This is a genomic window from Paenibacillus sp. FSL R7-277 (assembly GCF_000517965.1).
GTDB lineage: Bacteria > Bacillota > Bacilli > Paenibacillales > Paenibacillaceae > Paenibacillus_AQ > Paenibacillus_AQ silagei.
In genome coordinates, this window is the sequence record NZ_ASPX01000071.1 from 76560 (window position 1) to 88572 (window position 12013).

General features: G+C 57.3%; 10 protein-coding genes. 7 read left to right on the forward strand and 3 right to left on the reverse strand.

What is annotated here, in order from left to right:
- The first annotated feature begins 74 nt into the window (after positions 1-74).
- The 3 genes from C173_RS21390 (at position 75) to C173_RS21400 (ending at position 4146) form a co-directional block, all read left to right on the forward strand.
- On the forward strand, positions 75-1184 hold the full coding sequence (locus C173_RS21390) for an ABC transporter substrate-binding protein (protein WP_051478258.1): 1110 nt from the start codon (positions 75-77) through the stop codon (positions 1182-1184).
- Between the two features lie 100 nt (positions 1185-1284).
- Positions 1285-2748: a CoA-acylating methylmalonate-semialdehyde dehydrogenase gene (locus C173_RS21395; protein WP_036728199.1), complete on the forward strand. Its 1464-nt coding sequence runs from the start codon at positions 1285-1287 to the stop codon at positions 2746-2748.
- Positions 2749-2778: 30 nt separating this feature from the next.
- Entirely contained in the window at positions 2779-4146 is a 1368-nt protein-coding gene (locus C173_RS21400) for an aspartate aminotransferase family protein (RefSeq protein ID WP_036728201.1), read from the forward strand.
- On the opposite strand, the gene C173_RS21405 is transcribed toward C173_RS21400, so the two are convergent.
- Complete coding sequence (locus C173_RS21405; RefSeq protein WP_036728202.1) at positions 4112-5800, reverse strand: PucR family transcriptional regulator; 1689 nt, start codon at positions 5798-5800, stop codon at positions 4112-4114. The two genes, C173_RS21400 and C173_RS21405, sit on opposite strands and share 35 nt — an antisense overlap.
- Before the next feature lie 304 nt (positions 5801-6104).
- Here C173_RS21405 and C173_RS21410 point away from each other — a divergent pair, with 304 nt between their 5' ends.
- The 4 genes from C173_RS21410 to C173_RS21425 are packed head-to-tail and all read left to right on the forward strand — an operon-like array spanning position 6105 to position 10487.
- Complete coding sequence (locus C173_RS21410) at positions 6105-7496, forward strand: NAD(P)-dependent oxidoreductase (protein WP_051478259.1); 1392 nt, start codon at positions 6105-6107, stop codon at positions 7494-7496.
- 31 nt (positions 7497-7527) lie between these two features.
- Positions 7528-8817 carry an NAD-dependent dihydropyrimidine dehydrogenase subunit PreA gene (gene preA / locus C173_RS21415; protein WP_036728203.1) on the forward strand — a complete coding sequence of 430 codons (1290 nt, stop codon included), beginning with the start codon at positions 7528-7530 and terminating at the stop codon, positions 8815-8817.
- Between the two features lies 1 nt (position 8818).
- Positions 8819-10246 carry a dihydropyrimidinase gene (gene hydA / locus C173_RS21420; RefSeq protein ID WP_036728207.1) on the forward strand — a complete coding sequence of 476 codons (1428 nt, stop codon included), beginning with the start codon at positions 8819-8821 and terminating at the stop codon, positions 10244-10246.
- Between the two features lies 1 nt (position 10247).
- Positions 10248-10487, forward strand: coding sequence for a hypothetical protein (locus tag C173_RS21425; RefSeq protein WP_036728210.1), 240 nt, complete (start codon positions 10248-10250; stop codon positions 10485-10487).
- Between the two features lie 169 nt (positions 10488-10656).
- On the opposite strand, the gene C173_RS21430 is transcribed toward C173_RS21425, so the two are convergent.
- Positions 10657-11193 (reverse strand): GNAT family N-acetyltransferase, encoded by a 537-nt coding sequence (locus tag C173_RS21430; protein WP_051478260.1) that lies wholly within the window; start codon positions 11191-11193, stop codon positions 10657-10659.
- A gap of 118 nt (positions 11194-11311) precedes the next feature.
- Positions 11312-11986 carry a cohesin domain-containing protein gene (locus C173_RS21435; protein WP_036728212.1) on the reverse strand — a complete coding sequence of 225 codons (675 nt, stop codon included), beginning with the start codon at positions 11984-11986 and terminating at the stop codon, positions 11312-11314.
- Positions 11987-12013: the final 27 nt, after the last annotated feature.

The following is a 12013-nucleotide window of genomic DNA, read 5'->3' on the forward strand; positions in this document are numbered from 1 at the left end:
GCATAGGGCAACAAGAACGCAATCATACTGTGTTAGGCCGTCTTACAAAAAAATGATTGGTAGGGGGAGTTGCTATGATGAAGGGCAAACAGGGTAAATATCGTGGAGGATTATGGCTTGCGGCGGCTCTAATGCTGATCTCGCTGCTTGCGGGCTGCGGCGGCAACAACAACGCCAGTCCCTCCGGAGCAGAAGCGACTGCGGGGAATGCGGCGGCAGCTTCGCCGGAAGCTGCGGCAACCACAGAACCGGCGGCTGAGCCGGTTACCGTGAAGCTGCAGCTCAAATGGGTGCCGCAGGCCCAGTTCGCAGGGTACTTCCTGGCGCAGGACAAAGGGTATTATGCGGCGGAGGGCCTGAAGGTTGAGATTCTGCCGGGCGGGCCGGATATCGTGCCTGAGCAGCAGGTGGCCGGCGGTTCGGCCGATATCGGGGTGGACTGGGTGGCGAGTCTGCTGACCGGCCAGGAGCAGGAGATGCCGCTGGTGCAGATCGCCCAGATTTTCCAGAAGAGCGGGCTGGTGCTGGTATCCAAGAAGGAAGCAGGCATCACTACACCGGCTGATCTGAAGGGCAAGAAGGTGGGCAACTGGATGGGCGGCAATGAGTTTGAGCTTCTGGCGCTTTTTGATAAATACAAGCTGGATTCAGGCAAGGATCTGAACTTCACCAAGCAGGGCTTCACGATGGACCAGTTCCTCGGCGGTGAGCTGGATGCGGCCTCGGCCATGACCTATAACGAATATCAGGTGGTGCTGGAGTCAGGCATTAAGGCAGAGGACCTCAGTGTTATCGACATGAATGACGAAGGTGTGGCGATGCTCGAAGACAATCTGTTCGCCAATAAGGAGTGGCTGGAGGGCAACAAGGAGACGGCGGCCAAGTTCGTCCGCGCTTCTCTGAAGGGCTGGGCGGATGCGATTGCTGATCCCGAAGCAGCTGTGGACAGTGTGATGAAGCTTGCGGAAGCGGGCAGTACAACCCGGGAGCATCAGCTGACGATGATGACAGAGGTTGCCAAGCTGATCCAGCCGGAGGGCTTCGATGCTTCCAAGCTGGGCTATACGGATGCTGCCGCATTCCAGCAGACTGCTGATATCGCGCTGAAATTCGGGGTCATCAAGACGGCTTCCAAGGTGGAGGAGGCTTACACGAACGAGATTGTGGAGATGGCGGCGAAATAACGGGCAACAGGATTCCTTCATAGCTGAAGCAGATGGCCGCCTGGTAAGGCGGTCATCTCTTCTAGGGTAGCGGACGAACACAGGAAAAGAGGTGCGGACGATGACACTGCTCACGGGGCAGGCCAGTAAGGTGAAGAACTATATAAATGGAGCTTGGGAGGAGTCCTCCTCCGGGCGGCAGGAGGAAGTGTTCAACCCGGCGACCGGCGAAATTATTGCCTATGTGCCGATCTCCAGCCGGGAGGAGCTGGATGCAGCCGTGCGGGCAGCTTCCAGAGCTTATTCCGAGTGGAAAAGAGTCGCCGTTCCGCGCCGGGCCCGCTATTTCTTCCGGTACCAGCAGCTGCTGGTACAGCACAGCAAGGAGCTGGCGGAGCTGATCACGCTGGAGAACGGTAAAAGCCTGGAGGAAGCGCTGGGCGAGGTGCAGCGCGGCATCGAATGCGTGGAATTCGCCGCTGGCGCTCCCACGCTGATGATGGGCAGCCAGCTGCCGGATATCGCGACAGGCGTAGAGTCCGGCATGTACCGCTATCCCCTGGGAGTTGTGGGCGGCATCGCCCCGTTCAACTTCCCGATGATGGTGCCCTGCTGGATGTTCCCGCTGGCGGTAGCCTGCGGCAACACCTTTGTGCTGAAGCCCTCCGAGCGGACACCACTGCTGGTGAACCGGCTGGCCGAGCTGTTCGCAGAAGCGGGCTTCCCGCCGGGGGTGCTGAATGTGGTGCACGGGGCGCATGAGGTGGTGGATGGCCTGCTGGCGCATGAGGAGGTGAAGGCGGTCTCCTTCGTAGGCTCGCAGCCGGTGGCGGAATATGTCTATAAGCAGGGGACTGCGCACGGCAAGCGGGTGCAGGCGCTGGCCGGCGCGAAGAATCATTCGATCGTGCTGAAGGATGCCGATCTGGACCATGCGGTGAAAAATATCCTGTCCGCAGCCTTCGGCTCGGCGGGCGAACGGTGCATGGCCTGCGCTGTAGTGGTGGTGGAGGAGGACATTGCCGATGAGCTGGTGGGCCGGATCGCTGCGGCCGCAGATGGATTGAAGATCGGGAACGGCCAGGAGGAGGGCGTGTTCCTGGGCCCGGTCATCCGGCAGGCGAACAAAGACCGGACGATCGATTACATTGAAGCTGGGCTTGACGAGAAAGCGGTGCTGGTGCGGGATGGCCGCAAGGATGCTGCAGCTGCGGGCAACGGCTATTTCCTGGGCCCGACGATCTTCGATCATGTGGTGCCGGGTATGAAGATCTGGCGTGACGAGATCTTTGCGCCGCTGCTGGCAGTGGTGCGGGTGAAGGATCTGGCGGAGGCGATAGCGGTCACGAATGAGTCGCCCTTCGCCAACGGGGCGTGCATCTATACCGACAGCGCCAGGGCGGTCCGTGAATTCCGCGAGGAGATCGATGCTGGGATGCTGGGTGTCAATCTGGGCGTGCCTGCGCCGATGGCATTCTTCCCTTTCTCAGGGTACAAGAAATCGTTCTATGGAGATCTGCACGCGAACGGCCGTGACGGTGTGGAGTTCTACACCCGCAAGAAAATGATTACCGCGCGTTACTAAAAGAAGGAAAGCCAAGGAGGAGAGTGTGCCGTGCAGAGTCTGGGCAAAGAAAGTGAGCTGGCGGTTAAGAAGGACCAGCGGTATTTGTGGCATAATATGACTCCTTACAGTGAGCAGCATCCGCCGATGATTGCCGCTTCCGCAAGCGGTTCATGGGTTACCGATATCGACGGCAACACATTCCTGGACGGCATGTCCGGCCTGTGGTGCGTGAATGTGGGGTACGGGCGCAAGGAGCTGGCGGAGGCGGCGTACAACCAGCTGCTGAGCCTGCCGTATTTCCCGCTGACGCAGAGCCATATGCCGGCCATCGCGCTGGCCGAGAAGCTGAATGAGTGGCTGGAGGATGAGTATGTCATCTTCTTCTCCAACAGCGGCTCGGAAGCGAACGAAGCAGCCTTCAAAATCGCCCGCCAGTACCAGCAGCAGACCGGCCAGCCTGACCGCCATAAATTCATTGCCCGCTACCGGGGCTATCACGGAAGCTCGCTGGGCGCCCTGGCGGCGACCGGGCAGGCGCAGCGCAAGTACAAGTACGAGCCGCTGGGCGGCGGGTTCCTGCATGTAGCGCCGCCGGACAGCTACCGCCGTCCGGCCGGCATGACCGAAGAGGCGTTCAACCTCCAGTGCGCGCAGGCGATTGAGGATATGATTGTCTGGGAAGGCGCAGAGTCTGTAGCGGCGGTAATTATGGAGCCGGTCATTACCGGCGGGGGCGTGATTGTCCCGCATCAGGTCTATATGGACCGGGTGCAGGAGATCTGCCGGACCTACGGCGTGTTGCTGATTATCGACGAGGTGATCTGCGGCTTCGGGCGGTCCGGCCGCAAGTTCGGACACCACAATTTCGGAATCAAGCCCGATATTGTCACGATGGCGAAGGGGCTGACGAGCGGCTATCTGCCGTTATCGGCTACCGCTGTGCGCAAGGAGATCTATGAGGCCTTCAAGGATAACAGCGATGACTACGGGCACTTCCGTCATGTGAACACCTTCGGCGGCAATCCGGCCGCCTGTGCGCTTGCCCTGCGCAACCTGGAGATTCTGGAGCAGGAGCAGCTGGTTGAACGCGCCGGAATTCTGGGCCGCAGGCTGGAAGGCGGGTTCGCTGGGCTTCTGGAGCATAAGCTGGTTGGCGATATCCGCAGCTTCGGGCTGGTTCTGGGGATTGAGCTGGTGGCGGATAAGGCCACCAGAGTGCCTGCTGAGCTAAGTGTGGTTAAGGGAATTATTGCCGACTGCAAAGCCAAGGGGCTGATCATCGGCAAGAACGGCGATACGGTGGCTGGCTTCAATAATGTGCTCACCTTCGCTCCGCCGTTATCCTCGACGGATGAGGATGTGCAGTTCATCATCGATACCTTCACAGCTGTGCTGAACGGGAGCTGGGCAGAGTGAATTTCTCCGGGTACAGGAACTGGTAGGCGCGCAGGGCGACCTGAATGGAGATCCGGTTCTCCGGGAGCATGAAGTCCTCGCCGAGCAGCTCGGTGATTTTGTCCAGCCGGTAGTAGAGGGATTGCCTGACGATGAAGAGGCTACGGGCGGCGATCTGCTTCGACCCGTCATGATCGAGGTAGACGCGCAGCGTCAGCAGCAGTTCGCTGCCCTTCGCCTCATCATGGTCAATCAGCGGGCCGATATAGCTGCGGATGAAATTCTCCAGCGTCTTGCCGTCGTTCAAGCTCAGCAGCAGCTGGAAGACGCCTAACTCCTCATACATCAGGACCGGCTTCTGGTAACAGGAATAGAGGGACAGCGCTTGTACAGCTTCCTGGTAACCGGCATGAGCATGCTTCAGGCCCTTGTGGGACTTGCTGACTCCGATGACGAGCTGCAGGTCCTTCAGCTTCTCATCCGCACGGATATGCTGCAGGGAATCAAGCGCCTGCTGCAGGCGCAGCTTGCCGGGCAGCTTGGACTGGATATCCAGCGCAATGACGGTCAGCCGGTTGTTCTTCAGGGTGATCAGCGGCCGGAGGGAATACTTCTCGAAGATGGAGCGCAGAATGAGCGAAAGATGGAAGGTGATGGATTCCCAGTCATTCTCCGAGCTGTTCCATTTAACATCCCGGGGATTCTCAATCTCGATCAGACAGACCCGGTAGGGCAGCTCATTGACCAGGTTGAAGTCCGGGCCGACCAGCCCCTTGAGCCGGTTGTCGTCCTGAGTGCGTCCAGAGGCCAGCTCATCCACCCACAGATTCTCCGAGAACAGCTTCCGCTCCTCCATGTACCGCGTGCGCAGCAGCTCCTGTGCGATGGATAAGGAGGCGGAATCGAGCAGCAGACAGTCGAATTCCTGCGGCTTGTGATTACAGACCATCAGGATATAGGCCCAGGTCTGATCCAAGGCTCCAACGGGCTTCACGGCGATGGTCTTGTGGCCGTATTCGCGGATATAGGGGGCCGCCTCGGGCTGTACCCCTTCCATCTCTTCGCTGAAGGTCTCGAAGAAGCCCAGCAGCGGGCGCTGCTCCTCGGGCGCGAGGGCCGGGAAGAAGAGAGGTTTACCTTGCAGGTGCATATAGAGAATCTGTGTGCGGGTGCTTTTACATAACAATTGCAGGACCTTAAGGGTCCCCTGGGAGGTTAGGGTCAGCCGGTGGAATTCGCGGGAGATGCTCTCCAGCTCTTGCAGCATCCGGTGATGGCGGTTGATGATGAGAGAATGCAGATCGAGTGTAATGTCGACGAACCGTACAGTGCGGGTGAATTGGATCAGCGGAAAATCATGCAGGTTCGCCAGAATGATCATCTCCTGCGGAATGGCACTGAAGTAGGCTCCCAGCTCAATGCACAGGCAGGCGGCGTTCTTATCAATCAGATTCTGCATGAAGGACAGGGCGGCGTCCAGATCCGTGCTTGCGCTCATTCCGGTAGTCAGAATCATCTCTTCCCCGTGAATCAGACTCTCCAGGCTCGCGCTCTCCAGCACATGCACCCAGCGGACTGCCCGGTTCAGGCCGTTTCTTCCCCCGATCAGCTCAGCTTCAGCGAACAGCGGCCGCTTCAGCGCGTCGCGGATCGTAAATACAAGTTCAAAGTCCATAAGCTTCCCCCTCGTTAACATAGTTCTCAGGCCATTCTCACAGGTAAAAAATAGACTTTTGAAATTAGACAATCTGTCTAATGTAACGAAAAAACGAATTGACTATAGTTTGAATATAATATGTCAGGAAACTTAACTCAAATTGGAGTGCGATTAGCGAATTTATCGGTTTGAAGTTTATTTTACTACAATAATTCTTACAAGTATGCAAAATATTAAGGCGATCATCGTAATAATGTTATATTATATAACATAAATCGAAGCCGAGAGTGGAAGCTACTTTGGCCAGAAGGAGGGGTACCCGATGGAGCAATCTTCACCGTTAACCACATTTACACCTGAGCTGTTCATGGGTAATTTTGCCGAGGCAGAGCCGGGGCTTACCCGCAAGGGAGCTATCGAAGAATCCAACCGCTGTCTGTACTGCTATGATGCGCCCTGTATCCAGGCCTGTCCGACCAGCATCAATATCCCTTCCTTCATCAAAAGAATCGCTACCGACAATCTCAGAGGGGCGGCGCAGACCATCATGGACGCTAATCCGGTCGGCGCAAGCTGCGCACGGGTATGTCCTACGGAGGAGCTGTGCGAGGGGGCCTGTGTGCTGAACGGCGCTTCCGCACCGATTGAGATTGGCCTGCTGCAGCGTTATGCCACGGATTGGGCGATCCGCAGCGGCCTTCAGCTCTTCCGGGCAGGTGAGCCTAACGGCAAGAAAGTAGCGGTGATCGGCGGCGGACCGGCAGGTCTGTCAGCAGCCAGAGAGCTGGCGCGCGAAGGCTTCCAGGTGGTGATCTATGAGGCGAAGCCGCTGGCCGGAGGCCTAGATACCTACGGGATTGTCTCCTTCCGGCTGCCGCAGGACATTTCGCTCTGGGAAGTGGAGCAGGTGGAGGGGCTGGGCGTAGAGATCCGCACGGGAATGAAGGTGGGCGTGGATATTTCCATAGAAGAGCTTAAGGCCGGATATGATGCCATTGTGCTGGCGGCCGGGATGGGTTACGTCCCTCCGCTGGGGATTGAAGGCGAGAAGCTGTCCGGTGTCTATGATGCGATCGAACTGGTGGAGACCACTAAGACCGGGATTCCTACCCTAGAGCTGATGGGACAGCGTGTGGCTGTCATTGGTGCGGGCAATACGGCCATTGATGCGGCTACCTGCTCGGTGCGGCTCGGCGCGGCGAAAGTGAAGATGATCTACCGCCGGACGCGCGGGGAGATGACGGCTTATGATTTCGAATATGAATTCGCCAAGCAGGAGGGGGTGGAATTCAATTGGCTGACCCTGCCGAAGCGGATTGTCGGGGATGAGCTGGGGAATGTCGCGGCACTGGAATGTGTGCGGATGGAGCTGAGCGGTGAGGCCGGGCCGGATGGACGCCCCTCTCCCGTGCCGGTGGCAGGCTCGGAATTCCTGCTCCCGGTGGATGCTGTAGTGGTGGCTATCGGCCAGAAGCGGCGGATGGACCTCATTGAGGCGCTGGGGCTTAAGCATAAGCGGGGCGTAGTGGAGATTGATCCCGCGACCGGCCGTACCTCTGATCCGCAGATTTATGCTGCCGGCGATATTGTCTTCGGCGCAGGGACGGGGGAGGCCATGGTGGTCTCTGCCGCGCAGCAGGGCAAGGATGCTGCCTATGCGATTGTGAAGCAGTGGTCAGGCCGTCAGGATGGCATAGTCGGCTCTGCCGTATAAAGCGTATTTCTTAGAAGGGGAGGGAATGGCAATGGCAGATCTCAGTATTGATTTTGCAGGCATCAAGTCACCGAATCCGTTCTGGCTGGCCTCTGCGCCGCCTACCAATACAGGCTATCAGGTGCAGCGTGCGTTCGAGGCAGGCTGGGGAGGCGCGGTGTGGAAGACGCTCGGAGAGCCGGTCATCAATACCTCGGCCCGGTTCGCCGCCGTTCATTTTGGCGGCCAGCGTGTAGCGGGCTTCAACAATATTGAGCTGATTACCGACCGTCCGCTGGAGGTCAACCTGAAGGAAATCTATGAGACGAAGCGGAGATTCCCGGACCATACGATCATTGCTTCCCTGATGGTGGAGCCGAAGCGGGAGAAGTGGCATGAAATTGTGAAGCGCGTGGAGGCTATCGGGGTAGACGGTCTGGAGCTGAACTTCGGCTGTCCGCACGGCATGGCTGAACGCGGCATGGGCGCGGCTTCGGGCCAGCAGCCTGATCTGGTGCAGGCGCAGACCGCCTGGGTCAAGGAGGTGGCAACCACCCCGGTCATTGTGAAGCTGACGCCGAACATCACCGACATTACCGTGGTGGCCCGGCACGCCGTCAAGGGCGGAGCGGATGCGATCAGCCTGATCAATACCATCAACAGTCTGGCCGGGGTGGACATCCACAGCTGGAATACGATTCCGAATGTCGGCGGCCAGGGAGCGCACGGCGGTTATTGCGGCCCGGCTGTCAAACCGATTGCCCTTAGCATGGTGGCAGAATGTGCCCGGGACCGTGAGGTCGGCGTACCGATCTCCGGCATCGGCGGCATCTCCACCTGGCAGGATGTCGTCGAATTCATGCTGATGGGCTCGACAGGTATTCAGGTCTGCACAGCGGTTATGCATCATGGCTTCAGGATTGTGGAGGAGATGATCGACGGTCTGAACCATTACCTGGACGAGAAGGGGCTGGCTTCGGTAACCGAGCTGATTGGCAAGTCGGTGCCTAAGTATTCCAACTGGGGCGATCTTGACCTTAACTATCAAGTCGTTGCGCGGATCAACGAGGAGAACTGTATCAACTGCAATAAATGCCATATTGCCTGTGAAGACGCCTCTCATCAATGCATCGATATGCTGACGAATGCGGAGGGCAAGGCGATTCTGCAAGTACGTGAGGAGGATTGTGTGGGCTGCAATCTGTGTTCGATTGTCTGCCCGGCAGACGGAGCCATTGATATGATTGCACTGGAGGGCGGAGCGGCCCCGATGAGCTGGAATCAGCGCAGCCGGATCATCAGCGGGGTTAACGGTTCTTATTCGGAAGCGGAGGTGGGATAAGATGAAGAAGATCATCAAGCACGGAATTATCGTTACAGCGGCAGATACGTATACGGGGGATGTCCTGATTGAGGATGGAATCATCAGTGGCATCGGCCTGAATCTGGAAGCGCCGGGAGCGGAGATCATTGATGCTTCCGGCTGTTATGTCTTTCCGGGAGGGATTGATCCCCACACCCATCTGGATATGCCCTTCGGCGGTACAGTTACCGCCGATGACTTCAAGACCGGCACGATTGCCGCTGCTTACGGCGGAACCACCACGGTCATCGATTTCTGCCTGACCACGAAGGGGCAGCCGCTCCAGCAGGCTGTAGATACCTGGCATCACAAATCGCAGGATAAAGCGGTCATCGACTACAGCTTCCACCTGATGGTATCAGAGCTGAATGACAAGGTGCTCAGCGAGCTGCCGCAGATTATCGAGCAGGAGGGCATCACCTCGCTGAAGGTGTTCATGGCCTACAAGAACACCTTCCAGGCCGACGACGGAGTCCTGTATAAGACGCTTCAGGCGGCGAAGCGCGAAGGGGCGCTGGTTATGGTACATGCCGAGAATGGGGATGTCATCGAGTATCTGGTGGACCAGGCGCTGGCCGCAGGAAATACCGATCCGCTCTATCATGCGCTGACCCGCCCTCCTGAGCTGGAGGGCGAGGCGACGGGCCGGGCGGCGTATTTGACCGGGCTGACGGATTCACAGCTCTATGTGGTGCATGTCACCTGCGCCGAGGCGGCCTGGAAGATTGCCGAAGCCCGCAAGAAAGGGCTGCGCGTCTACGGCGAGACCTGCCCGCAGTATCTGGTGCTGGATCAGTCGGCGCTGGCGAAGCCGGAATTTGAAGGCGCCAAGTATGTCTGGTCCCCTCCGCTGCGCGAACAGTGGAACCAGGATGTGCTCTGGGATGCCCTCTGGAGCGGGACGCTGCAGACCATCGGCTCTGACCAGTGCTCGTTCAACTTCAAGGGGCAGAAGGAGCTGGGACGGGGAGATTTCTCGAAGATCCCGAACGGTGGGCCCACCATCGAAGACCGGTTCAGTGTCCTCTACTCCGAAGGGGTGCAGAAGGGCCGGATCACGCTCAACAAATTCGTGGATATCATCGCCACCTCAAGCGCCAAGCTGTTCGGCCTGTTCCCGCAAAAGGGTACGATTGCCGTGGGCAGCGATGCTGATATCGTGATCTTCGATCCTGCAGTGGAACGGACACTGTCGGCAGAGACCCATCATATGAATGTGGACTATAATGCGTTCGAGGGGCTGGAAGTCAAGGGAGAGCCGGTCTCTGTGCTGAGCCGGGGAGAGTTCGTGATCCGGGACAAAGTATTCGTCGGTGCCGCAGGCCAAGGCAAATACCTGCACCGCAAGCGCTTCGAGGCCGAAGCTCCCCATCCGGCCCAGGCAGAAATCAGCGGAGGAGTGGTCTGAGATGTCAGCATTTGCAGAGTTCGACCGGGAACGGCAGGAAATTGACAATCTCACCGGGCTAGGCTATACCGTGGCCGGGATCTATGAGGATCTGGACGGTGCCAGGGTTACCTTCATCCGCAGGGAGCCGGCCGGCGGGCCGGTGGAGCTGCTGCTGCTTACAGCGGACGCACGTAAGCATGTGACGACGCTGCTTGTGGGCCGAACCAGACCCGTGGAGTCGATTGAAGCCCAGGCGTAAACCGGAATAACGGAGATCAAGCTTCGAACGTCTCTGACGTTGGCTTGGTCTTTTGTTTATGTTGAGGAGAGTAAGAGTTCATAATGTATGCGGAAAACCGAATACAATGGGCGCGCGGGAAGTGAACGGGCCGGATGTATTCGGAAAACCGAATACAATCTTCTCATGGCTAATGCTGTATCCCTCTAATTTGCAGGTCGGCATTGAGTTCATCCGTACGTAATTCATGGCGCAGGATAGACATGATCTGGAGTGACTCAAATCCACCCTCCGTCCGGATACATTCGCGGAGGGTGCCTTCCTTTTGGAAGCCGGCCGCTTCATAGACATGCTGCGCTCTGACATTGTAATCCTTAACGTCGAGCCACAGCCGGTGCGTATCCGTGTGATTGAATGCCCAATAGATCAGCAGCTTCAGCGCCATTGTCCCGTAGCCGCGGCCCTTGGCCTGAATCACAATCCGTTTGATGCACAGTGTGAGATTAGGGTCCAGAAGCCCTGAGAGGATCACATAACCCACCCGTTCCCCTGTCTTGTCTTGAACAATCAGATGCCTAAGATCTCCATCACCCAGAGCTGCAACATGCTGTTCCCTGTTCCACTGGCCGACGAACCGGCGGTTGGGCTCAGCTCCTTCGGCAGCCAGGACGAAGTCGAGATCATCCGGGACCGTTGCCCGTACATCTATAATATCTGAGTTCAGCATTGCAAAACACCTGCTTCCCAAGTATGTATATACACCATAGTACAAGAAATATAGACGGCAGCTAATTATGTAAGGGATATGTATGTGGATGGAGCTGCCGCAGTTGCAGGGTACACTGCTACGTCAGACGGTTAACGGACTCCAGTGCAGAGAAGACGGAGACGGACGGAGATTGGGTAATTTCGATCCTTGCCGGGGCGTTCGCTGTGACATCGGGCGAGTAGAGATAGATGCTATTCGCGGCTTCAGAGGTGCGGATTCTGGTGAATTCATTGGCCAGGCTGATCGTTGAGGAGGAGGCAAGTGTAAGTTCTTTGACCCTCAGCTTGAACGTGACCAGAGTCTGATCTACTGCCGGAATCGCCTGCTGCCCGCTGCCCGCTTCAACCTGAATATCAATGCCGCGCATACTTGTGTTTTTTCCGAGATAGATACTGCCATCCACGGGACTCTGAAAATTGAACTGGAACAGGTTATCCACCTCATTGCCAGCCGTATAATTTCCTTCCGTATAGATCGAATGCTGTGTATATTCAAGGTTATCAAATACCTGGCTGTCATATTGGATAATGAAGTTAAGATAGCTGTAGCCAAGGTCATTTGGCGCGAAGTCTTTTAAATGCACCAGCACGGTAACTTCATCCCCCGGATTATAGGCCTCTTTGTCAGTGGTCACCACAACAGACATCGCAGGAGCGGTGGTATCCACTGCAGCCTCACGAATCATGGACATCATAAGCGGCAGTACCTTCATCCCTCTGATTGCCCGCATGAATCTATTCCTTTTATTCATGTTACATCCCCCATTGCCATCATAATG